The organism is Kineococcus sp. TRM81007 (assembly GCF_022669155.1).
Lineage (GTDB): Bacteria > Actinomycetota > Actinomycetes > Actinomycetales > Kineococcaceae > Kineococcus.
In genome coordinates this window covers 90,532-116,273 of sequence record NZ_JALBVB010000056.1, presented here as the reverse complement: position 1 = coordinate 116,273, position 25,742 = coordinate 90,532, and the positions used below count along the sequence as shown (strand labels likewise).

Sequence of the window (25,742 nt, the reverse complement as noted above, 5' to 3'; positions counted from 1 at the left end):
CGTGAGGGGGGCCCCGGCCGGGGACGATCCGCGCTCGCCCCTGCGGAGGGCGGCGGTGGCGGACACGGTCCCCGTGGCGGCGACCGCCAGCCCCAGCAGCACCCGACGGCCGAGCGACCGCGTCCCGGTGCCCCGCGGCCCCGGTGCGCACAGCCCTCGATCCTCGCCCCGCTCGGGCGGGGCACCACCGTCCACGTCGGAACGACCGCCGAACGTCACGACACCATCTTGTCGGCGGGCGGGGAGGGGGCGTCCGGGCGTGCGCAGCGGTTCCCCTCCCCCGCTCCCGCGGCGTCCGCGGGCAGGGGGGTGGGGCGGGGTGCGGCGTCCCGTGACGGGCCACCGCGGGCCAGCACCTGCCGCACCAGGTCCGGGTAGGCGGCAGGGGTGTTCCTCGCCAGGTACTCGCGCGCGAAGCGCGCGGCGTCCGCACCGGCCGTGGCCCGGAGGGTCGCGTCCCCGGACAGCAGGGCGATGGCCGCGCGCAGGCGCGGCACCTCGAAGGGCGGCACAGCCACGGAACCGGCGTCGGGGATCCACCGCAGCTGGGGCAGGTCGAAGTGCACGACGGGCCGTCCGCGAGCCAGCGCCTCCAGCGCCGAGAGGCAGAAGCTCTCCTCGCGGGAGGGGACGACCAGGAAGGCGCTGCCTGCGATGAGGGCCTCCTTGTCCTCACCGCGCACGGGTCCCACCCACCGCACCCGCGCACCGAACCCCTCCAGCCGACCCGCCAGCTCCTGCTCGTCGCGCTTGCGCCCCCCTCCCGCGATCACCAGGGGGAGGAGTTCCTCGCCACCGCCCGCGTAGGCGTCGAGCAGCAGGTCCAGCCCCTTCTGCCCCACGTCGATCCTCCCGAGGAAGAGGGCGTAGCCCCCTTCGCCGGCACCACCGATCGGCTGTTCCGGTGGCTCGACCGCGTTGGGGATGAGGTGCACACGGGTCGTGGTGGTGCACTCGCTGACCACTCGCTGGTCGCTGGCGTTGAGGACGACCACGTCGCGGTAGGAGCGCAGCAGGCGCTGCTCCGCCCTCAGGGGGAACCGGGTGCGGTAGCGGCGCGCCATGTCCCTGCCGGACAGCGACTGGGCCAGCCCGACCACGGGGCGCCGCGTGACCAGCGGGAGGAGGTTGCTCGACCAGGGCGGGGTGAAGCTCTCGATCCACACGTCGTAGCGCAGGCAGACCGCGGTCAGGGGCAGCAACAACGCCCAGAGGAGCTGGCCCCCCCGCGGCCCGAGCCAGGTCACGGGCAGGTGCAGGTGCGCGACACCGCTGCGTTCCGACCTGTGGAGCCGTCGGCCCCCCGTCACGACCAGCACGTCGTGGTCGACGGCCAGGCGGTGCGCGATGGTGCGCACCACGACGGGCCCGCCACCGGCGTAGTGGGGGTTGTCGAAGTCGTCGAAGATGGAGATGACCACCCTCGGCCTGGAGGTCACCGGCGCCCCTTCCCGCGACCACGCCCCGCCAGGGCGCTGGCGGACCGGTAGGCGCGCAGGGCCGCGGCCCCGCCGGTGGACACCGGCAACCGCTCGAAGGAGTACGCCGACCAAGTGTGGTCCACCGACCCGAACTTGGCCTTGTACTCCGCCAGGCTCGACCCCGGGTCCGACTCGCCGAACGAGTAGAGGCGGCTGCCCCGGGCGACGGCCTCCTCGATGGCCAGGTGGTGCAGCAGGGCGTTGGCGTGGGTCCGCCCGGCGAGCTGCTGGTCCTGAGCACCGCGCCACATCAGCGAGTGCCCGTCCCCGTGGAGGATCACCACCGAGGCCGCCGCCCGCCCGCCGACGTAGGCGGTCCACGTGACCAGGTCCTCGCCCACGACGCGGGAGACGGCCTCGAGCAGGCGGGGCGGTTCCTGCAGGCGCGCCTGCAGGCGGCCGAGAGCGGCGGGGCGGCCCGCGTTGCGCGCCCACCGCACCGCGGAGAGCCGGTACAGGTGCGCGAACTCGGGCAGCGCACCGCCCGTGGCGTCGCGGTGGACCTCCACGCCCTCGCGCTCCGCGCGCTTGACGCTCCTGCGGACGTTGCTGGAGTATCCCCGCCACACGGCCCCGGTCCCGCCCGACAGGTCGAGCACCTGCGTGAGGTGGTGGTGCTCCGCCTTCGCGCCGGGGAACGCGGGAACCCGCTGCGGTGCGAAGGGTGACGGCACGACGGTCGTGCGGAGCCCCGGGGTCGCGGCCAGGTCGGCCCCCACGAGCGCCAGGTCGGCGGGCGTCACCACCCCGTCGGAAGCGAGGACTCCCCCGTAGCCCCAGCCGTGGGGCCACGACGCGGAGAGCCGGAACGGCCCCGCCCCCCGGGACACCATCGGCAGGACGAGGAACCGGCCGCCGCTCAGCTCGTAGAGGCGGCCGCTGCCGCGCCAGGACGTGGCGGACTCCAGGCAGCGCAGCCAGCGCGGTGTCTGCGTGAGCACCGGGTGCTCCGTGCGCGACAGCGCTTCCCGCCACGCGGCCTCCGGCAGCGGTGACACCGCGGCGCGAGCCGAACCACCATGTGGGGAGGGCACCACGACACGGGTGCCGCCGACGGCCACCTCCTCGTCCCCGACGGTCCTGCCGCCCCGGGAACCCTCGATCCGGGCCTCCGTCATGCTGCTCCTCCCCCTCCGACGACCGTCAGCAAACTCGCGGGAACGTGCAACCGGTCCTCCAGCAGGGGGACGCCGCCCGGGAACAGGGCGTCCACCTGCGTGCGGTAGCCGGCGATGAGCGGGTTCTTCCCCGGGCCGGTCGCCGGGACGGTGACCGGCGTCAACCGGTGCGCGGCGGTGAAGGTCGCATCCGGTCCCTGCTGCAGCGCGTACGGCAGGTCGGCGTAGTAGAGGACGTCACCGCCGGTGCGCGCTGCGACGTCGCGCACCAGCACGTGGTCGACGTGACCACCCACGCCCAACGGGGCGACGAGGACGGTCGGCCCCTGTGCCACGAGCCGCTCCACCAGCTCGGTCACCGCGCGCACGACGTGCCGGTCGGGCCGGCGCACCCGCCCCGCCGCCACGTGCCACCGGTACGTCGGGTAGACGTGCCCCAGTTCCGGCAGCAGGCTCGCGAGACGGGCCGCTGCGGCGCCGGAGCGCTTGCGGAACAACGCGTCGTCGAGACCTGCGTGGAGGAGGGTGGCGCCCACCCGGGCGAGAACGTCGCCGTCCTCGGCACGGCGCCGGGCGTACAACTGGGCGGCGGAGTCCGCACCGCACTGCCGCAGGTAGGCCCTCGCGGACGCCGTGTGCGGCGCCGACTGCTCCGTGAACAGCGTGCAGACCGTCACGTCGGCGCCGTCCCCCAGAGCGAGGAGCAGGTTGCCGCAGGAGAGCACGGCGTCGTCCAGGTGCGGGGAGAGGAACACGTAGCGCAGCGAGGCGTCCGGCACGAGCTGCCACGCCTCCCCGCCGTCCGTGGAGACCCGGCGCACACCGATCCGCCGTTCCTCTCCGACCGTCTCGTTCACCGGTTCCGCCCCCGGCCCGCTGCTCCGGGGCCCGCGGCAGCGCGCACGGCGGCGTGGCGCGGTTCGTACCGCTGCGGGGCCGGACGAGGCGCGCCCCCGAGGACCACCGCGCACGTCGCCGCACCGGCCAGGACGGCGACGGTGGACCACGCGAGCGGCCAGCTCCTGGAGACCAGCAGCACGACGACGAGCACCGCGCACCAGACCGTGGTCCGCAGGGACGGCGGGAACGCCCGCCGTACCTCGTGCGGAGCCGTCCGCAGCAGCGCCAGCAGCGTGGCGGCGGTGCCGGCCGCCGCAGCGACCGCCATCCCCGTGACGCCCCCGGTGGAGTGGGCGACCGGCAGCACGGCGGTGTGGACGGCGAGCCCCACCCCCAGCGTGCGCGCGGCCCGCGCGTGCAGGCCGTGCGCCTGCAGGACCGTGGCGAGGAGGGCGACGGCCCCCAGGAGCACACCGGCGGTCGCGGCGAACGGCAGGACCGCGGTCGCCCCGCCGTACCCGGAGGGCAGCACCCGCTGCACCAGGGACGCGGGCACGGTCGCGACGACGACGGCGAACGGGAGCGCAGCGGCGAAGTAGTTGCGGACCGCGGCACCGACCACCTCCGGGGCGCTGCCCCTCGCGGTCGTGATCGCCCCGTGGATCGCGGCCGCCACGGCCGCGGCGAGGAAGAGCGGTACCCGGGCGACGATGGTGGCCGTCTGGTAGGACGCCGCCTGGGCGGGGTCGGCGGAGACGGCGGCGACCACGACCTGGTCGACGGCGGCGAACAGGGCCACCAGCCCCTGCACGGCCACGACGCCCGCCGCGGAGGACCAGAGGGTCCGCACCCCGAGGGCCCCCCTCGCGGGCCGCAGGCGGCGGCCGGCGAGGAGGAGGCCGGCGAGCACGACCACGGCCGAGCCGGCGAGGAAACCGGCCGTCGCGCCGACCGCACCCGCGCCGGCCGCGACGAGCAGGGCGCCCGCCGCGCACTTGACGACCGTCTCACCGAGGCGTGCCCCCGCGAGGAGCCGCAGCCGCCCGTCGCCCTGCAGCGAACCGTAGGCGGTGGCCGCGGGGAAGACGAGGAAGGCTCCCAGGGCGATCACCAGCACCGCGCGCGGCGGGGCGAAACCCGAGGACACCACCGCGGCCAGCAACGCCGCCACGAGCCCGAGGAAGACGTTCAGGCTCGTCGAGAACCACACGGCGCGCGACCGCTGCAGACCGGTGCTCGCACGCCCCAGCGCCTCGGCGAGGACCCAGGCACCGCTGGTGGCGGCGATGGTCCCGGCCACCAGGACCACCCCCTGCCCGGCGGCGAACACGGCGTAGTCGCGCGCCGGGAGCACGTGCGTGAGGCCGAGGGAGTACACGTAGTTCAGGAGACCCACGACGACGCCGGCGAGGCTGAGCCACCGCGCGTCCCGGAGGACCGCGGTCGCCGTAGGATCCGGCCCCGCTGCGACCGGCACCGCGTTCTGCAGCGGCACGGGGCTACCTCACCGCCGGCGGGAGTTCGACCACCCGCATCTCGCCGTTGGTCGCTCCGGTGAAGGTGAACACGACCCGCCCCCGGTTCTCCAGCTGATCCACCTGCTCCTCGGTGAAGGACGTGTACCCCTGCTCCGTGAGCAGAGGGACGGTCACGATGTACCGGATGCCGTTCCGCTCCGCCTGCTCCACGGACGTCAGGAGTTCCGCGCCGTGGTGCTCGATCCCCCACACACCGGTCTCCGTGAAGACACCCACCGGTGCACCACCCGCGTTCGCGGCCAGCCACTGGTCGATGCGTTGGTACCCGTTGTCGACTTCTGCCCGGATGGACACGTAGACGCCCGCGTTCCACGCCACGACGGCGCCCAGAGCGACCAGCAGGACGGCCCGGACCCGCCGATCGCGCGCCCGGTGGGCGAGCGCAGCACCGGCGGTCGCGGTGGTCAGCGCAGCCGGCACCACGAGGTAGTACGCGAAGTGCTCCTCGATCGTACCGAAGGCGAAGGCGTACCCCAGGTAACCCACGGTGGCGGCACCGAAGGCGCCGAGGAGCTTGTGCAGCCGGTCGGTGGAGCGCAGCAGCACGACGGCCGCGACCAGCCCCAGCCCCATGAGCAGGTAGGTCGTCCAGAAGTGGGCGAGCTCGTCGAGCAGCCGCCCCGACAGGGAGGGCGCCCCTTCCCTGTTGAACCCGGTGGACTTCTCCACCCCGATGAGCCGCAGCACCCCGCGGAACTTCTGGGTGAAGAACGTCTCGAACAGGCCGTTGGCCGCCACGACCCCCAGGTACACCAGGTACGGCGCAGCCGCGGACGTCAGGACCACGGCCAGGGTCCGGCGGTCCAGGACCCAGCGGCGCCAGGCCGCCAGGCCGAGGGGGATGACCACGAAGAAGACGGCGACGTCCTTGCTGCAGACGGCCAACCCGAGCGTGAGACCGCCGGCGACGGCGAGGAGGCGTTCCCCCCTCCCCCGCAGGCCCCTGTCGAAGCGGTCGGACAGCACGACGAGCAGCACCAGGCCGAGGAGCAGCCAGAACACCGTCGCCGTCTCGAGCAGCACCCGGCCGTTCTGCCGCAGGACGAAGGGCTCGACCAGGAGGAGGAGGGCCGCCACCGCGCCTGCCAGCAGCCCGCCGACCCGGCGCACGAGCAGGAAGGCGAGCGCGACCGACAGCCCGCCCAGCAGGGCGTTCAGGGCCCGCGCCCGGTAGGTCAGCGTCCAGACGTCGTCGCTGTGCGGGAAGGCGCCCTGCCACAGGGCGTCCAGCACGAAGAAGCCCGGCGGGTGGAGGAAGAAGGGGCCGCCGTGGAGCATCGGCACGGTGCTCTCCGCCATGCTCCGCCCGAGGCGGTCGTAGACCACCTCGTCGACGAAGAGGTCGTACGCCGAGCCGAGGTGCAGCAAGCGCAGGGCAGCGCCCAGCGCGGCGACGCCCGCGGCGATCCAGAACGCAGCGCGGGAGAACGTCGCCGCACCCGTGACCTCGGGGGCCGGTCTCGCGTTCCGCTCCGTCAGCTGCATCAGCGCACTCCATCTCGCGTCAAGGTCCCCGAGCCGTTCGGGGGCACCGCCGTCTCGTCCCCGCCGTGCTCCGCCACCACCGGCGCCCGCCGGGCCGGGAGGACGGGCCGCGACGGCTCACCCCGGTGCCGGGCGACGGCGGCGGCGACCTGGGCCGCCGCCGTCGGGGAGACGGCGACGTCGAGCGACCCGGTCGCCCGCAGCCACGCCCGGGCCTTGGGTTCGAAGCTCAGTCCGACGACGGGCGTCCGCGTCGACGTGGCGAAGATCAGCGCGTGCAGCCGGACGCCCACGACGAGGTCGCACGCGGCGAAGACCGCCTTGGCCGTGCGCGGGTGCAGCCCCGGCCCCACCACCGACATCCGCTCCGGGGCGGGGAGCCGCTGCCGGATGCGTTCGGCGAGCAGGGCGTCGGCGTGCGAGGGCCCGAGCCCGTAGTCCCCCTGGTCGGACAGCGACACGCAGACGACCTCGCCGTCGTGGCGACCGATCCACTCCTGCGCCGCGGCCGTCAGGGCGTCGACGATGCGGTCGGTGTCCTCCTGCCGCGGCGCCGGCTTGACGGACAGCCCGAGCAGCGGGCGCGTCCGGTCGATCCCGGCGGCGGTCAGCAGGTCCTGCACCTCCGCGGCGTCGGTCGTGCCGAGCGCCACGGCCGGGTCGTCGACGAGGTGGACTCCCCGTCGGCGCCCCAGGAGGCCGCGGGTGAAGGTGTCGAAGCTCTCGTCGTCGCGCACGGAGACGTGCGAGGCGAGCCGGCCGGCGACGCGCAGCGCCGCCCGCGTGACGGGTGGCGTGGAGGCGTAGGCGCCCAGCGCCACGAAGGCGATGCGCTTGCCGAGCGCTCGGGCACCGAGCGCGGCGAACGGGAGGGCCCTGACCAGCGGCGGCAGTCCCGCGCCGAACATGCCGCCCCCGCCGATGGCGACGACGTCGGAGCGCAGGGCCGCGGCGACGGAGGCCCTCGAGACGGTGGGCACGGCGCGGACGCCGTGGAGCGCGGTGATGTCCGCCGGGTTCCGCGAGACCACCGTCAGGTCCGTGTCCCCGAGCAGCTCGCTGAGCCGCGAGCAGATGGCCTCGTCACCCGTGTTCCCGTTGCCGTAGTTGCCGACCAGCAGCACCCGGGTCCGGCGCACCCCGCCCGTCAGGCGGCCGTGGTGCGCGGGGTCCACCGCCTCGGCGATCACGGTGTCCGGCTCCGGTTCCCGGCCGGCGGCCACCGGTTCCCCGGCCACGGCCGCTTCGTACACGGCCAGCTGCGCCCGGGCGAGCCGGTCCCACCGCAGGTGGTCCACCGTCGCGGGGCCGGCGGCGCCGAGCACCGCGCAGGCTCCCGGGTCCTCGGAGAGCCGTGCGATCTCTTGCGCGTAGCGCTGCGCGTCGAACGCGGGGACCAGCACCCCGTTGGCGGGCGTGACCACCTGGCGCAGGCACGGGATGTCGAAGGCGAGGACGGGGGTGCCGACGGCGGCCGCCTCGGCGGCGACCATTCCGAACGTCTCGTAGCGCGAGGGCATGACCACGACCTGCGCGGAGGAGAGGAGCGAGAACCGGTCCTCGTGCGCCACGCGCCCGAGGAACCGCACGCGGTCGACGAGACCGAGTTCCGCGACCCGCGCCCGCAGCCTCTGCTCGTCGGGGCCGTCGCCCGCCAGCAGCAGGTCCGAGCCGATGGCCGGGGCGACCGCTGCGTAGGCGTCCAGGAGGAGGTCGAGCCCCTTCTGCGCGCACTCCAGGCGGCCCAGGTACAGCAGGTGCGCCCGTCGTTCCGCCGCCGGGGTCCCGAACGCGCCTTCCGGCAGGCCGTTGGGCACGGCGTGCACCTGCGCCAGCGGGTTCCTCCGGCGCAGTTCACCGGCCAGGTCCTCGGAGACTGCGACGAGCCGGTCGTGCGAACGCAGACCGAGGTTCTCCACGAGGTGGAACGGCAGGTGGTACTGCCGCGCCTTCTCCCGGGCGAACAGCCACTGCACGACGCCCACCACGGGGCGGCGGGTCATCCAGGGCACCGCCACGGAGGAGAACGGTGCGGCGAAGTCCTCGACGACCAGGTCGGAACGGTGCCGGGCCAAGGTCGCCGGGAGGGCGGCGAAGTAGGCCAGGACGGACCCGAAGTAGCCCAGCGGTGCACCCACGTGGACGTATCGGACGCCGTCCGCGGTGTAGTCGCGGCACCCCCGGTACCTGGCCACGACGACCGTCACCTCGCACGTCCGCGCGATGCGCGCGTTGACCTCGTGCGTCCTGACGGAGCCGCCCCCGGCCCCCGGCCGTCGCGGGTCCTCGAACCCGAGGTGCAGGATCTTCAAGTGCTCGCCCTCCTTCGTCGTTCCATCGGGTTCGGCACCGGCTCGCGGTGCTGCGCTCGCGCGGAAGGCGAGGAGGGCGGCCAGCCCGACGAGCGCAGCGGCGGCGAACCACGCGCCGGTGCGCTCCTGCAGCACCGCCAGCAGTGCACCGGCGGGCGCCCAGACGAGCACCTCGTGCAGCCGCACGGCACCGGGCCAGCGCACCGCCGTGGCACGCAGCAAGGGGGCCGCGGCCGCGGCGAGGACCACGAGCACGGCCACGGCCATCGAGCGCACGCCCCCGGCGGACACCGACAGCGCGACCACCGGGACCAGGAGGACGGCCGCCGCCAGCACGGGCACCGCGGCACGGGCGAAGGCGTCGACGGCCTTGAGGTTCGCGGCCAGGAGGTTGACGGCACCGAGGAGCCACCCGCCCACCGCCGTCAGCAGGAGCAGGTCACCCATCGAGCCGTACTGCGGCGGCAGCAGCGACCGCAGGACGGGGCCGGGCACGGTGGCGAGGACGAGCACCACGGGTGTCGCCAGGCGGACGTACTGGCACCAGCCGGTGGCCACGACCCGGCCGTGCCGGCCGGCCGGCGAAGCGACGAGCCTGGCGAAGACGACCATGGACAGCGCGACCGCGACGAACACCGGGACACGGCCGAGGACCGTGGCCGCCTGGTAGGCACCGAGCCGGGTCGACGTCCCGACGACGGCCGCGGCGACGAGGACGTCGAGGCCCGCCAGGGCCGCCGTCCCCCCCTGGACCGCCAGCTGCCCACCGGCCCGGCGCAGCAGGGCGGCGTCGGACCTTCGGGGCAGTCGGGGCCGGGCCACCGCCCCGAAGGCGACCGCACCGACGACCACCACGAGGGCGCTGCCCACCGTGAACCCGAGCAGCGCACCGGTGGGTCCCAGGCCGGCCAGGGCCAGGCCGGCGCCGACCGCCAGCCGCGAGACCAGTTCGAGGACGCGCAGCGCTGCGATCCGCTGGAAGCACCGCCTGCCCTGGAGCGAGCCGATCACGTTCCCGGAGAGGAAGGTGGCGAAGCAGGTGGCGGCCAGGACGGCCTGCAGCAGGGGCGAGGCCCACGGCGCGGAGACCACGACGGCCACGCCCGCGACGAGGACGCCCTGCAGCACCCCGGCGGTCGTGGCGACTCGCGCGGCCCGTTCCACGCGCGAGGGGTCGCGCGAAGCGACCTCCTGCGCGAGCACCCACGGGACGGCCGCGGACGCGAGCGTGCCGACGACCAGCAGCAGGGACGACCCGGTGGCGAAGGAGCTGTAGCCCGCGCCGGGCAGCAACCAGATCAGGACGAGGCTGAAGGTGTAGTTCCCCACGGCGGTGAGCACGGTGGAGGCGAGCAGGGCCGACGTGCCCCGCTGCGCCCGGACCCGCTCCCGGCGCTCACCGCTCCGCGGGGCGGGCACGGAGGAGGTGCTCACGGTGCGGTTCACGCACTGCCCTGGGTGGCCGGGGAGGAGAGCCGCAGCAGGTCGGCGGTGCGGGCGACCGACACCGACACCCGGTGCCGGGAGGCGTCCTCGTCCCGCACCCCCAGGCGTTCGAGGACCCGGCTCACGTTCTGCGTGTCCGCCCCCCGGCACAGCAGCGAGACGGTGTCCCCGCTGCGCTCCCACGCGTCAGCGCGGCGCACGGCGTCCTTCCAGTTCTCCGGCAGTGCGGTGAGCGGGACAGTCAGAACCGTGCTGACGTCCGACGACGTCCGGCGGTTCCGGCCGCCGAGCGCCAGCGCGCGGCGTTCCGACTCGAGGGCGCCCAGGACCCGCTGCGCCATGGCGTCCCAGGTGAACCTCGACGCCCAGCGCCGGGCGTGCTGCGCCACCTGGTGCGCACGGCCCTCGTCCCGCAGCTCGCCGAGGGCGGTCGCGACGGCCTCCCCGAGATCGGTGTCGTCGTCGATCAACCAGCCGGTCTCCCCGTCGACGATCGAGTCGCGCAGGCCCGGCCGGCGGAAGGCGAGGGCGGGCACACCCAGGGCGTTGGCCTCGACGACCGACAGGCCCCAGCCCTCGCCCTGCGAGGCGTTCACCGTCATCCACGCGGTCGACAGCACCTGGTCGCGCTGCAGGTCGTCGAGGCCCTCCTTGAAGGACACCGCGTCGGCGATGCCCAGGTCGGCCGCCAGCTGCCGGAGACGGGGCCCCTCGGTGCCGCGGCCGACGATGGTGAGCCGCGCGTCCGGGACCCGGCTCAGCACGGTGGGGAAGGCCTGGATCACCATCTCGGTGCGCTTGTGGGGGACGAGCCTGCCGAGGCACACGACCGACGGGTGAGCGGTGCGCTCCGGCGTGGCCGTGCGCACCTGCTCGCTGACCGACCAGCCGGGAGGGGTCACCCAGATCTCCCCGCGCAGACCGAGCCGGCGGCGTGCGTCCGTCCTCGTGGAGGGGGACACGGCCAGGATCCCGCGGCGCCCGTAGACCGCCCGGCTGCCCGCGCTCTCGAGCCAGCGCCCCACGGCCGCGGCCGGTGCGGGGAAGTACTTCGCGAACTGGTCCTGGTGCACGTGGTGGAGCAGCATCAGGACCGGTGTCGTGCGCGGCAGCACGGCGGGCGAGAAGAACGGGATGCCGTTCTGCGAGTCGACGAGGCCGTCGACCCTGTCCCTGTGCCGGAGCAGCCACAGCAGGGCGTGCCCGTACACGGTGAAGCGCCCGCCGCGACGGACGATGCGGTACCCGTCCCGCTCCTCCTCGCGCGGGGCTCCGGGCACGTCGGCGCAGACGAGGACCACCTCCTCGCCGGCTCGGGCGAAGCGCTGTGCGAGTTCCTGGCAGACCACTTCGGCACCGCCTGCCTCGGGGTGGTCGAGGTCGCGCCAGTTCGTGATGACGAGCATGGGAGTACTCCTCGGGGAGGGGTGCCTCTGCGCGGAGAACGCTGCAGGGCAGGAGGGACCGACGGGCACACGTGCTGCCCGGGGGTTGCCGGCGGGGAACTGCTCAGGCGGTTCCCGCGCGGAGCACCTTGCGAGCGGCGTGGAGCTCGGCGAAGGCGCGGAAACCGTCGCGCAGCGGGTGGAAGCTCGACCCCTCGCTGTCCGCCCACGCCACCGGCAGCTCCATGGCCCGCAGGCCCGCCTGCTTCGCGCGTGCGATGACCTCCACGTCGAACGCGAACCCGTTCAGGGTTCCGGCGGCGAAGACGTGCTTGGCGGCCTCGGTGCGGAAGAGCTTCATGCCGCACTGGGTGTCGCTCACCTTCCCGGTGACGGTGGTCGCGGCCAGGTTGAAGACCCTGCTGCCCAGCCGCCGGACGAGCGACTGGGGCACGACGTACCGCGCGCCGAAGGCCCTCCGCGAGCCGATGACCACGTCCCACCCCGAGGTGAGGATGGCCAGGCCCGTGAGGACCGCCTCGGGGGGCGTGGACTGGTCCGCGTCGACGTACCCGACGAACGGAGCCGTGGCGTGCGCCACTCCCGCACGAACCGCAGCCCCCTTGCCCTTCTCCTGGCAGCTGATCAACTCCACCAGGCGGTGGCGCGCGCTCAGCCTGTCGACGACGTCGGCCGTGGTGTCGACGCTGCCGTTGTCGACGACGATCAGACGGACGGAGTAGGAGGAACTGCCGAGTTCCGCCACGAGGGCCTCGACGGTCGGGCTGATGCGGCGTTCCTCGTTGTAGGCGGGGATGACCAGGTCGAGGTCGGCGCGCGGAGGCGGGATCAACTCCACCTCGGCGCTGCGCGCGCCCTCCAGGGAACTGGCGTAGCGAGCGGCCGGCAGGACGGCTGCAGGTGGGGTCGACACCGAAAGAGAAGGCGGGCCCAGCACGTTGGCACCGTCCGGCATGTCTGTCTCCCTCGTCGAAGTAGGGGGGATGGCAGCGTCGCCGATCGCAGCGTAGTGGAGACTCTCCGTGAAAGTAACCCTCCGAAACAGCACGACTTCTCCCCGCGCACCGAGCACTCTCGGCTCCCCACCGGCGGCCGATTCCGCGTAATCACAGCAAGTAGTAGATATGTCACTCAAAGCAATGAACGGGTACCGTCCCCGAAAGAGGGTCATGAACCCCGACAAGGGGGACCGGGCGATCCCGGAGGAACCTCGGGCGCACGAACTCGTTGCGGGCCGTACCTCGACGGTGCCAGGCTGCACCCAAACCACGGCTCCTCCGAGAGGGGTGAACGACACGTGAACGACGGCTCGCTGACCTCACCGCTGCCTCCACCAGCACCGCACCGGAACAACCCCGCAACCCCCAGCCGGACGGGAACACCCCCGCTCGGCCGGCGGAACCGACGCCCGGAACTCGGCCCCCGGGGCGGTGGCGGGGCGCACCTGGCCATCGTGGACGAGGCGCTGAGCGCGGAGTGGGACGACCTCGCCGTGCTGTCCGGTGCCCCCCCGTTCCTCAGGCCCGGGTGGATCCACGCGTGGATGTCCGCGTTCGAACCCCGCCGCGCGCTGCACGCCCTCACGATCCGGCGCGACGGGCGACTGGCCGCGCTCCTGCCCGTCGTCCGGAAGAACGGTTCGCTCCACTGCCCGACCAACGCGGAGACGCCCGTCATGGGGCCTGTGGCTCTGGACGCGGAAGCGCTCCACCCGCTGCTCGGGCAGCACGTCGAACGACACGGCCTGACCCTCCGGTTCTCCCCCGACGACGGGAACCAGGAGGACCTCCTCAGGAACTCGCGTGCCCGCGGCCTGCCCGTCTCGGTCGCCCCCCTGCGCCGGTCCCCGTGCACGAGCGTGCAGGGGGACTGGGAGGAGTTCCAGGAGCAGACCCTCACCGCATCGCGCCGCAGGGACCTGCGACGGAACGAGCGTCGGCTCGCAGCGATCGGCGAACTTCGCATGACCAGCCACGACCTCTCCCGCGACCTGATCGGAACCCTGCAGCGGGGCCTCGAACTGGAAGCCGCAGGCTGGAAGGGCGACGAGGGCACCGCGGTGCTGTCACGGCCGGCGACGACGGCGTTCTACCGCAGCGCCAGCACCTGGGCCGCGTCCGCAGGCCTGCTGCGCCTGTACTTCCTCACCCTCGACGGTGAGCCCATCGCGTTCTCCCTCAACCTCGAGCAGAACGGGACCTCGTACGGCGTGAAGACCGCTTACGCGCCCGCCCACCGGGCCTTCGGTCCGGGGGTCCTGATGCTGAACCGGCTCATCGCGGAGGGGTTCTCCCGGCCGGACCTCCACACGCTGGAGCACCTCGGGGAGGACGACCCCTTCAAGCGCGAGTTCTCCACGGGAGTCCGCAGGCAGTCGTCCGTGCGGGTCTTCCCGCGGGGAACCCGAGGCCGCCTGGAGCAGCACGCCGATCGCGGACGACTTGCCCTCGCGACGGAGCTCCGACGGAGGACCACCCCCGAGACCCGGCGCAGCGTGCAGCGACTGCTGTCGACCCTGAGGCGCTAGCCCCGACCCAGCGTTCGCGTCATGGTCCGCCTGGTGTCGAGCCAACCCTCTCGTTCGTACAGCGCCGCCGCGGAACGGTTGAACTCGTGGACCTGCAGGTCCACGCTGTGCGCTCCCCTGTCGCGGGCCCACCGGCAGACCACGTCGAGCAACGCCGCACCGATGCCCCGGCCGCGGTACCCGTCCTCGACGACGAGGAGGTCGACGTGGGCGGCACGCGCGCCACCCGAAACCTGCACGAGGATCCTCCGCAGCGGGGACAGCACCAGCCGGGCGCTGGCGCAGCCCACGACGCGACCGTCGACCTCGGCCACGAGCACCGTGCAACTGCGGTGCAGGACGGCGGCACGCAGGAGCTGCCGCGCCATGGGTTCCGCTGCCGCAGCATTCCCGGAACCGTGCCGTTCGTGGAGCTCGGCCAGGGAGCGCGCGAGCCGGAGGCAGGCCGCGTGGTCCGTGAGACGGGCTGTTCTGACGGAGAACTCCGGCACGTGCGTCTCCTCGACCCTCGAAACACCTTCGGACGCGACCTCTTGACGGGTGAGGACCCTAGCCGTTGACCGCGCTCGGGAACACGGGCTTCCGCTCCGGTGAACGGTTTCGCCGGAACCGCACCACCGGCACGGCCTGACGCCTATGGTTCTCCCGGACGCGGATCGTGCGCCGGGGGCGCATACAGCTTCCGGAGCAGGGCCCGTACCGGAGCCCACCGTGGAGTGCTGCGAGAGGAGGGAGCAGCTGATGCCCGTACGGAGGAACATCCTCAGCATGCCGCTGGAGGAGGTGAAGAGGTTCACCGCCGCGCTCAACGTGCTGAAGGACGACGGCACCTACGACGCCTTCACCCGGCGGCACATGGACGCGATGAGCACGGCGACGCCCGCAGGTTCCGCGCGCAACGTCGCTCACCAGGGCCCCGCGTTCCTGCCGTGGCACCGCGCCTCGCTCCTGGAGCTGGAGAACGCCCTGCTGGCCGTGGACCCCACCTTGGAGGGGCTGCCCTACTGGATGTGGGAACGGGAGAGCGAGCTCAACGGCGGCGATCCGCGACGGTCGCGCTTCTGGACCGCCGACTACGTCGGCTCCGACGGTGCCGCCGAATCCGGCAACCGCGTGCTGGACGGTCCCTTCGCCTCCTGGGTCGCCCTCCTCCACGAGGGCAGTACCGGCTCCTTCGTGCCCCGGTCCACCCCCGGCCTCGTCCGCCGCCTCGGCCGGGACCCCGGCGGCATCAGGACCTTCCCCGACCAGGCACAGGTCACCGAGGCCCTCGACCGGTACACCGTCTACGACGCGGCACCCTGGGACGCGACCGTCGCCGGTTTCCGCAACCGCCTGGAGGGCTGGCACGGCGGTTCGAGGCTGCACAACCAGGTGCACCTGTGGGTCGGCGGGGACATGCTCCCCGGGACGTCGCCGAACGACCCGGTCTTCTGGCTGCACCACTGCAACATCGACCGCATCTGGTGGGCGTGGCAGGCCCGGTACGGCATCGTCTACAAGTACCAACCCGTCTCCGGGGGGCCGGCCGGGCACAACAGGAGCGACGAGATGCGGCACCTGCTCACGCCGCGCCAGGTCGGGAGCGTTCTGGACATCAGGACGCTCGGTTACCGGTACGCCTAGGAGGCATCGTGATCAGTCGCAGGCACTACATCGCCGGCACGTGGGCGGTGTTCTCGAGCGTGGCGATCGGGACCGTGGTCCAGCCGTTCTCGGACGCCGAGGCCGCCGGCCCCCCTCCCGAGGAGCGTTTCACCTACCGCGGCCGCAGGGTGGACATCGTCCACCAGAGCCACGGCCACGGCGTCGCACACGCGCAGGTGCGGGTGCGGGTGAACGGTCGGAAGGAGATCCACGTCCACCGGGGCGGGCCGCGCAACCGCTACGTCACCCACGCCCTCCCGTTCACGGAGTACTCCTCACCCCAGCAGCTCGCCCGCGCGGTCATCGACGCGGAGGACGCCGAGCTGCTGATCATCTAGGGGGCCGTGCCGGCGGCACCCCGTCCCGCCCGCGGCCGCTGCCCCGGGTCACCGGCCGCGGGTGGGGACGAGCGAGCGCTACGCCTGGTCCCCGCCCGCGCCGCGGCCGTCGTCCCTGCGGAACAACCTCCAGAACGCACCGGCGCGACCGCCCTCGCCACCCTGCGCGGCACCCGCCGCCTCCGCGGGGTCGAGGCGCCCGAGCACGAGCTGCTGGACCTGGTCCGGCCACACCGACAGCAGCAGGCCCGGCCGGGGGTCCTCGCCGCGCTCGCCGGCCGTCCAGCTCTGCCCGTCGATGGCCTCCTCGCGCACCGTCAGCAGCAGCAGCTCCACCTGGCGCAGCACCGTGGACAGCGAGCGCACGTCGTCCTCGCCGGTGGCCGGGTCGTGCGTGACCAGCACGCAGCCGAGCCCGCGCACGGGCACCACGTGCGCGCGCACCCCGGCGAGCGTGCACACCTCCGCGAGCTTGCGGGCGTCCGCGACCGGCACCACGAGCACCGAACGCACCGGCGGTTTGGGGCCGAACTCGCGCTGGAAGGCCGCGTCGAAGTCGAAGTCCTCCCCCAGGCCCTCGCCGGGCTCCTCCCCGTCACCCGGGTCCGCGGGACGCTCGCTCACGAGAACCTCACCGTGACCGCCTGCCCGTGCGCGGGCAGGTCCTCCGACTCCGCCAGGGCCACCACGTGGCCGGCGACCTCGCGCAGCGCCGCCTCGTCGTAGTCCACGACGTGCACGGCGCGCAGGAACGTCTGCACGCTCAAGCCCCCCGAGTGCGCCGCCGTGCCGCCGGTGGGCAGCACGTGGTTCGAGCCGGCGCAGTAGTCGCCCAGCGACACCGGCGCGTGCGCGCCGACGAAGACGGCCCCGGCGTTGCGCACCCGGGCGGCGACGGCGCGCGCGTCGGCCGTCTGCACCTCCAGGTGCTCGGCGGCGTAGGCGTCCACCACCGCGACCCCCGCGTCGACGTCGTCGACGAGGACGATCCCGGACTGGCTGCCGCCCAGGGCCTCCGCGATGCGGGCGGCGTGCTTCGCCTGCGGCACGCGCTCGGCGAGCGCCGCCTCGACGGCGTCGGCCAGCGCCGCGGAGGGTGTGACGAGGACCGCCGCGGCCATCGGGTCGTGCTCCGCCTGGCTGATGAGGTCCGCCGCGACGTGCCGCGGGTCGGCGGTGTCGTCGGCCAGCACCGCGATCTCGGTGGGGCCGGCCTCGGAGTCGATGCCGACGACGCCCTGCACGTACCGCTTGGCGGAGGCGACGTAGATGTTGCCGGGACCGGTCACCACGTCCACCGGCGCCACCACCACGTCCCCGGCGGCGTCGCGCGCCCCGTAGGCGAACATCGCCACCGCCTGCGCACCGCCGACCGCGTGCACCTCGTCAACGCCCAGCAGCTCGCAGGCGGCCAGGATCGTCGGGTGCGGCAGGCCGCCGTGCTCCTTCTGCGCCGGGCTGGTCACCGCGATGGAGGCGACCCCGGCCTCCTGCGCGGGCACCACGTTCATGACGACGCTGGAGGGGTACACCGCGCGCCCGCCGGGCACGTACAGCCCCACGCGCCCCACCGGGACCCACCGCTCGGTGACGGTGCCGCCGTCGGCCAGCCGGGTGGTGGTGTCGGGCCGGCGCTGGTCGGCGTGGACCAGGCGCGCGCGGCGCACGCTCTCCTCCAGGGCCGCGCGCACCCGCGGCTCCAGCTGCTCCAGGGCCGCGCGCAGCGCCTCGCGGGGCACCCGCACGTCCTGCAGGCGCACGCCGTCGAAGCGCTCGGTCAGCTCCACCAGCGCCGCGGTGCCGCGCGCGCGCACGTCCTCGCAGATGGGGGCGACGGTGGCCAGGGCGGCGGCCACGTCCACCTCGGCGCGGGGCAGCACGGTGCGCAGGGTCACGGGGTCGAGGACGCGCCCGCGCAGGTCGGTGCGGCGCAGCGCGGGGAGGGCTCCCCCGGCGGCGGCCGGGGCGGCGGGCTGGGCGGCAGGGCTCACGGCAGCGAGTGTACGGACGGCGGCGCCCCGCGCGGTCCGGCCCGGCACCGGCCCTAGACTCCCGCGGGTGCCCCAGCGCCTGCCCCTGTTCCCGCTCGGCAGCGTGCTCTTCCCCGGGCTGGTGCTGCCGCTGAACGTCTTCGAGCCGCGCTACCGCCGCCTCGTGCAGGACCTCGTCGCCGAGGAGCGCGACGGTCTCAAGGGGTTCGGGGTGGTCGCCATCCGCTCCGGCCACGAGGTCGGTGAGGGTCGCGCGCACGACCTGCACGAGGTCGGTTGCGTCGCGCTGCTGCGCGAGGTCACCGAGCTGGACGACGGCCGCTACGAGCTCGTCACCGTGGGGGCCACCCGGTTCCGGCTGCTGGGCCTGGACGAGGACGCCGGCACCCCGTACCCGATGGGCCTGGTCGAGCCGTACGGCGACGACGAGGAGGCCGAGGAGGGCGAGGAGGCTCCCGTGCCCGCCGACGTGGCGGCGTTGGCCGCGGCCGTCGAGCGGCGCTTCGCCGAGTACCGCGACCAGCTCGGCATCGGCGGCTCCACCGCCCCCACCGACCCGTCGGTGCTGTCGTACCTCGTGGCCGCGGCGGCGGTGCTGCCGCTGGCCGAGCGCCAGCGGCTGCTGGAGGCGCACGACACGCGCGCGCGGCTGCGCGAGGAGCTGGCCCTGCTGAAGGAGGAGATCGCCCTGGTGGCGGCGCTGGGGACGGTACCGGCCACCGAGCCGCCCGGCGAGCAGCCCAACCCCAACTGACCGGGAGGTCCACGTGGCCAAGCACCGCGGTGCACGCCCCGAGGCAGGGACGCCGGCGCTGCGCGCGCTCGCCGAGCGCGGCACCGCGCACACCGTGCACCCGTACGAGCACGACCCCACGAGCACCGCCTACGGCGAGGAGGCCGTGCGGGCGCTTCGGGAGAAGGGGGTGGACGTCACCCCGGAGCGGCTGTTCAAGACGCTGCTGGTGGACGTCGACGGCCGGCTCGCCGTGGCCGTCGTGCCGGTCGCCGCGATGCTCGACCTCAAGGCCGTCGCCGCGGCCGCCGGCGGCAAGAAGGCCGCCATGGCCGACCCGGTCCGCGCCCAGCGCTCCAGCGGGTACGTCGTCGGGGGCATCAGCCCGCTGGGGCAGAGGACGACGCTGCCCACGGTCGTCGACTCGTCGGCGGAGGGGTTCGCGACCGTGTTCGTCAGCGCCGGGCGGCGCGGTCTGCAGGTGGAGCTGGCGCCGGGAGACCTGCTGGCCGCCACGGGCGGGCGGTACGCGGCCGTCGCGCGGTCCTGACGACGGTCCTCAGGCCTCCGACCGGGTCCAGGCCACGAGCGCGCCCGCCAGGCTCACCACCGCGACCACGACGCTGACGACCAGCGGCTGCACCAGCACCACCGCCCACGCGTACACGGACACGTGCGCCAGCGCCGACGGGTCCGACGGCGGCAGGACGCCGGCGGTCGCGACCGTCAGCAGCGACCCGGCCAGCGCCCCGGTCAGCCCCGCCACCATGACCGGCAGCGGGTGCTCCCGGGCCCAGCGCAGCACCAGAGCGCCGGCGACCAGGCCGGCCAGCGCCGTCAGCGCTGCGAAGGAGCCGTCGCGGGCGATCGGGTACGCCGCGCCGGTGACCACGACCGGTTCCCCCACCAGCCACGGCGCGGGGCGGCGGGCCAGCGCCCACCACAGCACCCCCAGCAGCGGGCCGGCGACCGCCTGGCCGAGCAGCAGCGCCATCGGCAACCGCACCCCGCGGGCGCCGCTCCCCTGGTCCGACGTGCCGTCCGTCACGCCAGGCACGTCGGGCCGAGCAGCGCCTTGAGGTCGCCGAACAGCGCCGGGCTCGGCGTCACCCGCAGGGCGTCGTCCAGGCGCATGAGGGTTCCCGCTCCCCCGCCCGCCCTCGTCAGGCGCAGGCGGACCTCCGTGGTGCCCGGGTGGGTGGTCAGCACGTCGCGCAGGCGCTCCACGACCGGCGGGGTGCAGCGGGCCGTGGGCAGCGAGACGGTGACGGGCATGCCGTCGGTGACGCTGACGTCGGGCACCTGCAGCTCGGAGGCGTAGATCGTGGGCACCTCGTCCCGGCGGTTCAGCCGGCCCTTGACCACCACGACGAGGTCCTCGGCGAGCAGCGGGGCGACGGTCATGTACGCCTGCGGGAAGAACAGGCACTCGATGGCGCCCTCGAGGTCCTCCACCGTCACGATGGCCCACTGGTTGCCCTGCTTGGTGGTCTTGCGCTGCAAGCCGGTGATCATGCCGGCGATGGTGATCTGCGAACCGTCGGGACGCGACTCGTCGGTGTTCAACGACGCGATCGAGCAGTCCGAGGCGTTGGCCAGCAGGTGCTCCAGCCCGAACAGCGGGTGGTCCGAGACGTACAGGCCGAGCATCTGCCGCTCGTGGGCCAGCAGCTCGCCCTTCTCCCACTCCGGCAGGTCGGGGATCTCCACCGTGAAGCCGCTGGCGGACCCCGCGCCGTCCTCGCCGCCGAGGCCGGCGAAGAGGTCGAACTGGCCGATGGCCTCGTTGCGCTTGACGTCCACGACGGCGTCGACGGCGTCCTCGTGCTTGGCGACCAGCGCGCGGCGGCGGTGGCCCAGGGAGTCGAACGCGCCGGCCTTGATGAGCGACTCGATGGTGCGCTTGTTGCACACCACGGCAGGCACCTTCGTCAGGAAGTCCGTGAACGACTCGTAGCGGCCCTTCTCCCCCCGGGCGGCGACGATCGCGTCGACGACGTTCGCGCCGACGTTGCGGATGGCCGTCAGGCCGAAGCGGATGTCCTTGCCGACCGCGGTGAAGTTCGCGCTGGACTCGTTGACGTCCGGCGGCAGCACCTGGATGCCCATGCGGCGGCACTCGTTGAGGTACAGCGCCGACTTGTCCTTGTCGTCGCGCACGCTGGTGAGCACCGCGGCCATGTACTCGGCCGGGTAGTTCGCCTTGAGGTACGCCGTCCAGTAGGACACGAGCCCGTAGGCGGCCGAGTGCGCCTTGTTGAACGCGTAGTCGGAGAAGGGGACGAGGACGTCCCACAGGGCCTTGACCGCGGCGGCGGAGAAACCGTTCTCCTTCATGCCGGCCTCGAAACCGACGTACTCGGCGTCGAGGACCTCGCGCTTCTTCTTGCCCATCGCGCGGCGCAGCAGGTCGGCCTTGCCGAGGCTGTACCCGGCGACCTTCTGCGCGATCGACATGACCTGCTCCTGGTACACGATCAGGCCGTACGTCGTGGAGAGGACCTCCTCGAGGGCCTCGGCCAGCTCGGGGTGGATCGGGGTGATCTCCTGCTGACCGTTCTTGCGCAGCGCGTAGGCGGTGTGCGAACCGGCACCCATCGGCCCCGGGCGGTACAGCGCACCGACGGCGGAGATGTCCTCGAAGTTGTCCGGGCGCATCAGGCGCAGCAGGGACCGCATCGGGCCGCCGTCGAACTGGAACACGCCCAGGGTGTCACCGCGCCCGAGCAGCGCGTACGTCGCCGGGTCGTCCAGCTCCAGGGAGTCCAGGTCGACCGGGTCCTTGCCGTTGAGGACGACGTTCTTCAGCGCGTCGTCCAGGATCGTCAGGTTGCGCAGACCGAGGAAGTCCATCTTGACCAGCCCGAGCGTCTCGCACGTCGGGTAGTCGAACTGGGTGATGATCGCGCCGTCGGCCTCGCGCTTCATGATGGGGATGAGGTCGATCAGCGGGTCCGAGGACATGATGACGCCGGCGGCGTGCACGCCCCACTGCCGCTTCAGGCCCTCCAGGCCGCGGGCGGTGTCGACGACCCGCACGACCTCCGGGTCCGTCTTGTACAGCTCGCGGAACTCCCCCGCCTCGGAGTAGCGCTTGTGCGACGGGTCGAAGATGCCCGACAGCGGGATGTCCTTGCCCATGACGGCCGGCGGCATCGCCTTGGTGATCCGCTCGCCCATGGAGAACGGGAACCCGAGCACGCGCGAGGAGTCCTTGACGGCCTGCTTGGCCTTGATGGTGCCGTAGGTGACGATCTGGGCGACGCGGTCGGTCCCGTACTTCTCGACGACGTACTGGATCACCTCACCGCGCCGGCGCTCGTCGAAGTCGACGTCGAAGTCGGGCATCGACATGCGCTCGGGGTTCAGGAACCGCTCGAAGAACAGGCCGTGGCGCAGCGGGTCCAGGTCGGTGATCTTCATGGCGTACGCGGCCATCGACCCGGCGCCGGAACCGCGGCCCGGACCCACCCGGATGCCGTTCTCCTTGGACCAGTTGATGAAGTCGGCGACGACGAGGAAGTAGCCGGCGTAGCCCTTGGAGACGATGACCTCGATCTCGTACTCGGCCTGCTTGCGCACCTCGTCGGGGATGCTGTCCGGGTAGCGCGCCGCCAGGCCGCTCCAGACCTCCTTGACGAACCAGCTCTCCTCGTTCTCCCCCGGCGGGCAGGGGAAGCGCGGCATGTAGGCGCCGGTGGACTCGGTGAACTCCACCTCGCAGCGCTCGGCGATGAGCAGGGTGTTGTCGCACGCCTCGGGGTGGTCCCGCCACAGGTGGCGCATCTCCGCGGGGCTCTTGAGGTAGAACTCGTCCGCGTCGAACTTGAACCGCTTGGGGTCCGCCAGCGTGGAACCGGACTGCACGCACAGCAGCGCCGCGTGCGCCTGCGCGTCGGAGGCCTGCGTGTAGTGCAGGTCGTTGGTGGCCAGCAGGGGCAGGTCCAGGTCCTTGGCGAGCTTGAGCAGGTCGTCCTGGACCCGCTTCTCGATGTCCAGGCCGTGGTCCATGAGCTCGCAGAAGAAGTTGCCCGCGCCGAAGATGTCGCGGAACTCCGCCGCCGCCGCGCGCGCCTCGTCGTACTGCCCCAGCCGCAGGCGGGTCTGCACCTCGCCGGACGGGCAGCCGGTGGTGGCGATGAGGCCCTTCGCGTACGTGTTGAGCAGCTCGCGGTCCATGCGCGGCTTGTAGAGGAAGCCCTCCAGCGAGGCCAGCGAGCTCATCTTGAAGAGGTTGTGCATGCCGGCGGTGTTCTCGGCCAGCATGGTCATGTGGGTGTACGAGCCCGAGCCGGAGACGTCGTCACCCGGGCGGGTGCCCTGCTCGCCCCACTTCACGCGCGTCTTGTCCTGGCGCGCGGTGCCCGGCGTCAGGTAGGCCTCCACGCCGATGATCGGCTTCACGCCGTGCTTCTTGGCGGTCTTCCAGAAGTCGTAGGCGCCGAAGACGAAGCCGTGGTCGGTGGTGGCGACCGCGGGCATGCCCATGGCGGCGGCCTCGCGGAAGAGGTCGTCGACCTTCGCCGCACCGTCGAGCATCGAGTACTCGGTGTGCACGTGCAGGTGGGCGAACGAGTCGGCGGATGCCATGGTGAGGCGCCTCCTGAGCGGTGCAGCGGGGGTGGTGCGGGATCGATCGTAGGTGGCCCCTGCGACAGGGCCGGGGAGCCTCGCCGGGCCTGGCCGGCTCAGCCGGCCAGGCGCTCCAGCGCCGTGGCGAGGTCGGCCGGGTACGCGCTGGTGAACTCCACCGCCCGGCCGGTGCCGGGGTGCTCGAAGCCGAGGCGGACGGCGTGCAGCCACTGGCGGGAGACGCCCAGCCGGGCCGCCAGCGTCGGGTCCGCCCCGTAGGTGAGGTCCCCCACGCACGGGTGCCGCAGCGCGGCGAAGTGCACGCGGATCTGGTGCGTGCGGCCCGTCTCCAGGTGCACCTCCGCCAGGGCGGCGGCGCGGAACGCCTCCAGGACCTCGTAGTGGGTCACCGACGGCTTGCCCTCGGCGGTCACGGCGAACTTGTAGGCCCCGCCGGGGTGGCGCCCGATGGGGGCGTCGATCGTGCCGCGCAGCGGGTCCGGGTGCCCCTGCACGACCGCGTGGTAGACCTTCTCGACCGTGCGCTCCTTGAAGGCGCGCTTGAGCGCCGAGTAGGCGTGCTCGCTCTTGGCCACCACCATCAGGCCCGAGGTGCCCACGTCCAGGCGGTGGACCACGCCCTGGCGCTCGGCGGCACCGGAGGTGGCGATGCGGTACCCCGCACCGGCCAGGCCCCCCACCACCGTCGGTCCGGTCCAGCCCGGGCTGGGGTGGGCGGCCACCCCCACGGGCTTGTCCACGACGACGAGGTCGTCGTCGTCGTGGACGACCGTCAGCCCCTCGACGGCCTCGGGCACCACGGCCGGCGCCGACGGCGGGTCGGGGACCTCCACCTCCAGCCAGGCGCCGGCGCGCACACGGTCGGACTTGGCCGCCGGGGAGCCGTCGATGAGCACGCCGCCCGCCGCGGCGATCTCCGCGGCGCGGGTGCGGGACAGACCCAGCAGGCGGGAGAGGGCGGCGTCGACGCGCTCGCCCTCCAGGCCGTCGGGGACCGGCAGGCTGCGGACCTCAGGCACGGGAGCCCTCCCCCGCGCCGCGGGGGCTGCGCTGCTCGCGGGTGCCGTCCAGGTCCACCCCGCGCAGCGACAGCACCGCGATGAGCACGGCGGCCGCGCAGATGCTCGCGTCCGCGACGTTGAAGATCGGCCAGCGCGGCAGCTCCAGGAAGTCCACGACGTGGCCGCGGGCGAAGCCGGGCTGGCGCACGAGCCGGTCGGTGAGGTTGCCCGCCGCACCGGCCAGCAGGAAGCCGAACGCGAACGCCCAGCCGGTGCTGCGCAGGCGCCGCACCAGCCACAGCACCGCGACCACCACCGCCACGGCCACCACGGTGAAGATCCACGTGCTGCCGGTGGCGAAGCTGAACGCCGCCCCGGGGTTGCGGATCAGGTGGAACTGCAGGAGCTCCCCGACGAACGGCTCACGCACCCCGGGCTCCAGGTGGGCCACGGCCAGCACCTTCGTGACCTGGTCCAGCACGTACACGAGCAGGGCGAGCGCGAGGGCCCACGAGGCGCGCCGCGGGCGCGCGCCGGGCAGCGGGGGGCCGGTGGGGGCGGGATCGGTCATGGCCGCACGAGTCTCCCACGCCGCCGGGTGCCGGTGCTCCGCCCGTCCGCCCGGGCCGGGCGGACGGGCGGGAGACGTCAGCGCCGCTCGCCGCGGGCCTTGCAGGCCACGCAGAGCGTCACGCGCGGGAAGGCCTGCAGGCGCGCCTTGCCGATCGGGCCGGTGCAGGACTCGCACGCGCCGTAGGCGCCCGAGGACATGCGCACCAGCGCCCGCTGCGTCTGCTCCAGCAGGTCGCGGGCGTTGTTGGCGATCGTCATCTCGTGCTCACGGCCCGCCGTGGCCGCACCGTGGTCGACCTGGTCGTCACCGGCTCCCTCACCGCCGGCGACGAGCGCGGAGAAGGAGCTGGTCGCCTTGTCGACCTGGCGCGTCAGCCTGTCGATCTCCGCCTCCAGCTCGGTGCGCACCTCGTCCAGCTCGGCGGGTGTCCACGCCTCCTCGGTCTCCTTCACGGGCAGCTCGCGCACCGCCGCAGCGCGCGCCGCACCGCCCGACCGGGCGCGGGCCGTCCCCACCGGCGCACCGCCGCGCCGCGTGGCCGACGTTCCCGAAGCCGCTACCCCCACGGTGGTCCCCCTTCGTTCGACACGGCCGCCTGCCGCGTGCGGGGAACACTAGGGATATGACTGTCCGTAAGCAACTGGAAACAGGAAGTCACCCAACTGGGTGTTCGGCGCGGCTCCCCGCCACCACCACCCCCCACGCCGACGTG

The 25,742-nt window shown here is 73.8% G+C and carries 21 protein-coding genes; 5 read left to right on the top strand and 16 right to left on the bottom strand.

The annotated features are described in order from the left end of the window. Positions 1-215: 215 nt before the first annotated feature. From MN205_RS14715 to MN205_RS14680, 8 genes are all read right to left on the bottom strand, one after another. Positions 216-1,439, bottom strand: coding sequence for a glycosyltransferase family 4 protein (locus MN205_RS14715; RefSeq protein ID WP_242128596.1), 1,224 nt, complete (start codon positions 1,437-1,439; stop codon positions 216-218). After that, a complete protein-coding gene (locus MN205_RS14710) occupies positions 1,436-2,599 on the bottom strand; it encodes a GNAT family N-acetyltransferase (protein ID WP_242128595.1) in 1,164 nt (387 codons plus the stop codon). The genes MN205_RS14715 and MN205_RS14710 overlap by 4 nt, the downstream gene beginning before the upstream one ends. Further along, positions 2,596-3,456 (bottom strand): PIG-L deacetylase family protein, encoded by an 861-nt coding sequence (locus MN205_RS14705; protein ID WP_242128593.1) that lies wholly within the window; start codon positions 3,454-3,456, stop codon positions 2,596-2,598. Before MN205_RS14705 ends, MN205_RS14710 begins: the two co-directional genes overlap by 4 nt. Then, positions 3,453-4,934 carry a hypothetical protein gene (locus MN205_RS14700; protein WP_242128590.1) on the bottom strand — a complete coding sequence of 494 codons (1,482 nt, stop codon included), beginning with the start codon at positions 4,932-4,934 and terminating at the stop codon, positions 3,453-3,455. Before MN205_RS14700 ends, MN205_RS14705 begins: the two co-directional genes overlap by 4 nt. Before the next feature lie 4 nt (positions 4,935-4,938). Continuing rightward, entirely contained in the window at positions 4,939-6,462 is a 1,524-nt protein-coding gene (locus tag MN205_RS14695; RefSeq protein WP_242128588.1) for a glycosyltransferase family 39 protein, read from the bottom strand. Continuing rightward, the gene (locus tag MN205_RS14690) at positions 6,462-10,208 is read right to left on the bottom strand and encodes a glycosyltransferase (protein ID WP_242128587.1); all 3,747 of its coding nucleotides are present in this window, start codon (positions 10,206-10,208) and stop codon (positions 6,462-6,464) included. The genes MN205_RS14695 and MN205_RS14690 overlap by 1 nt, the downstream gene beginning before the upstream one ends. Positions 10,209-10,216: 8 nt before the next feature. Then, positions 10,217-11,626 (bottom strand): glycosyltransferase family 4 protein, encoded by a 1,410-nt coding sequence (locus tag MN205_RS14685; RefSeq protein WP_242128585.1) that lies wholly within the window; start codon positions 11,624-11,626, stop codon positions 10,217-10,219. Positions 11,627-11,729: 103 nt separating this feature from the next. After that, complete coding sequence (locus MN205_RS14680; protein WP_242128583.1) at positions 11,730-12,581, bottom strand: dolichyl-phosphate beta-glucosyltransferase; 852 nt, start codon at positions 12,579-12,581, stop codon at positions 11,730-11,732. 498 nt (positions 12,582-13,079) lie between these two features. Between MN205_RS14680 and MN205_RS14675 the strand changes: the two genes are divergently transcribed. Then, entirely contained in the window at positions 13,080-14,153 is a 1,074-nt protein-coding gene (locus tag MN205_RS14675; protein ID WP_242128581.1) for a GNAT family N-acetyltransferase, read from the top strand. On the opposite strand, the gene MN205_RS14670 is transcribed toward MN205_RS14675, so the two are convergent. Next, positions 14,150-14,521, bottom strand: a complete 372-nt coding sequence (locus MN205_RS14670; RefSeq protein WP_242128579.1) for a GNAT family N-acetyltransferase — start codon at positions 14,519-14,521, stop codon at positions 14,150-14,152. The two genes, MN205_RS14675 and MN205_RS14670, sit on opposite strands and share 4 nt — an antisense overlap. Positions 14,522-14,894: 373 nt before the next feature. Between MN205_RS14670 and MN205_RS14665 the strand changes: the two genes are divergently transcribed. Both MN205_RS14665 and MN205_RS14660 read left to right on the top strand, forming a co-directional pair. Further along, on the top strand, positions 14,895-15,779 hold the full coding sequence (locus tag MN205_RS14665) for a tyrosinase family protein (protein WP_242128577.1): 885 nt from the start codon (positions 14,895-14,897) through the stop codon (positions 15,777-15,779). An 8-nt stretch (positions 15,780-15,787) separates the two neighbouring features. After that, positions 15,788-16,138: a tyrosinase family oxidase copper chaperone gene (locus tag MN205_RS14660; RefSeq protein WP_242128575.1), complete on the top strand. Its 351-nt coding sequence runs from the start codon at positions 15,788-15,790 to the stop codon at positions 16,136-16,138. A 78-nt stretch (positions 16,139-16,216) separates the two neighbouring features. On the opposite strand, the gene MN205_RS14655 is transcribed toward MN205_RS14660, so the two are convergent. Further along, positions 16,217-16,762 carry a hypothetical protein gene (locus tag MN205_RS14655; protein ID WP_242128573.1) on the bottom strand — a complete coding sequence of 182 codons (546 nt, stop codon included), beginning with the start codon at positions 16,760-16,762 and terminating at the stop codon, positions 16,217-16,219. After that, a complete protein-coding gene (hisD, locus tag MN205_RS14650) occupies positions 16,759-18,072 on the bottom strand; it encodes a histidinol dehydrogenase (protein ID WP_374115949.1) in 1,314 nt (437 codons plus the stop codon). Before hisD ends, MN205_RS14655 begins: the two co-directional genes overlap by 4 nt. A gap of 124 nt (positions 18,073-18,196) precedes the next feature. Between hisD and MN205_RS14645 the strand changes: the two genes are divergently transcribed. Then, positions 18,197-18,883, top strand: a complete 687-nt coding sequence (locus MN205_RS14645) for an LON peptidase substrate-binding domain-containing protein (RefSeq protein ID WP_242128570.1) — start codon at positions 18,197-18,199, stop codon at positions 18,881-18,883. Between the two features lie 13 nt (positions 18,884-18,896). Next, complete coding sequence (gene ybaK, locus MN205_RS14640; protein ID WP_242128568.1) at positions 18,897-19,412, top strand: Cys-tRNA(Pro) deacylase; 516 nt, start codon at positions 18,897-18,899, stop codon at positions 19,410-19,412. Positions 19,413-19,421: 9 nt separating this feature from the next. Here ybaK and MN205_RS14635 read toward each other — a convergent pair whose 3' ends face one another. From MN205_RS14635 to MN205_RS14615, 5 genes are all read right to left on the bottom strand, one after another. Next, positions 19,422-19,910, bottom strand: a complete 489-nt coding sequence (locus tag MN205_RS14635) for a hypothetical protein (RefSeq protein ID WP_242128566.1) — start codon at positions 19,908-19,910, stop codon at positions 19,422-19,424. Further along, complete coding sequence (dnaE, locus tag MN205_RS14630; protein ID WP_242128563.1) at positions 19,907-23,452, bottom strand: DNA polymerase III subunit alpha; 3,546 nt, start codon at positions 23,450-23,452, stop codon at positions 19,907-19,909. The genes MN205_RS14635 and dnaE overlap by 4 nt, the downstream gene beginning before the upstream one ends. Before the next feature lie 98 nt (positions 23,453-23,550). Next, on the bottom strand, positions 23,551-24,474 hold the full coding sequence (locus MN205_RS14625) for an RluA family pseudouridine synthase (protein WP_242128562.1): 924 nt from the start codon (positions 24,472-24,474) through the stop codon (positions 23,551-23,553). Beyond that, the gene (gene lspA, locus MN205_RS14620; RefSeq protein ID WP_242128560.1) at positions 24,467-25,027 is read right to left on the bottom strand and encodes a signal peptidase II; all 561 of its coding nucleotides are present in this window, start codon (positions 25,025-25,027) and stop codon (positions 24,467-24,469) included. Before lspA ends, MN205_RS14625 begins: the two co-directional genes overlap by 8 nt. Before the next feature lie 77 nt (positions 25,028-25,104). Beyond that, positions 25,105-25,497 carry a TraR/DksA family transcriptional regulator gene (locus MN205_RS14615; RefSeq protein ID WP_242128558.1) on the bottom strand — a complete coding sequence of 131 codons (393 nt, stop codon included), beginning with the start codon at positions 25,495-25,497 and terminating at the stop codon, positions 25,105-25,107. Positions 25,498-25,742 lie beyond the last annotated feature (245 nt).

Excerpts from the sequence above, each read along its gene's own strand:
- MN205_RS14695 (WP_242128588.1), bottom strand. The coding sequence starts at position 6,462 with ATGCAGCTGACGGAGCGGAACGCGAGACCGGCCCCCGAGGTCACGGGT.
- MN205_RS14670 (WP_242128579.1), bottom strand. The coding sequence starts at position 14,521 with ATGGCGCGGCAGCTCCTGCGTGCCGCCGTCCTGCACCGCAGTTGCACG.
- lspA (WP_242128560.1), bottom strand. The coding sequence starts at position 25,027 with ATGACCGATCCCGCCCCCACCGGCCCCCCGCTGCCCGGCGCGCGCCCG.
- dnaE (WP_242128563.1), bottom strand. The coding sequence starts at position 23,452 with ATGGCATCCGCCGACTCGTTCGCCCACCTGCACGTGCACACCGAGTAC.
- MN205_RS14710 (WP_242128595.1), bottom strand. The coding sequence starts at position 2,599 with ATGACGGAGGCCCGGATCGAGGGTTCCCGGGGCGGCAGGACCGTCGGG.
- MN205_RS14680 (WP_242128583.1), bottom strand. The coding sequence starts at position 12,581 with ATGCCGGACGGTGCCAACGTGCTGGGCCCGCCTTCTCTTTCGGTGTCG.
- MN205_RS14685 (WP_242128585.1), bottom strand. The coding sequence starts at position 11,626 with ATGCTCGTCATCACGAACTGGCGCGACCTCGACCACCCCGAGGCAGGC.
- MN205_RS14665 (WP_242128577.1), top strand. The coding sequence starts at position 14,895 with ATGCCCGTACGGAGGAACATCCTCAGCATGCCGCTGGAGGAGGTGAAG.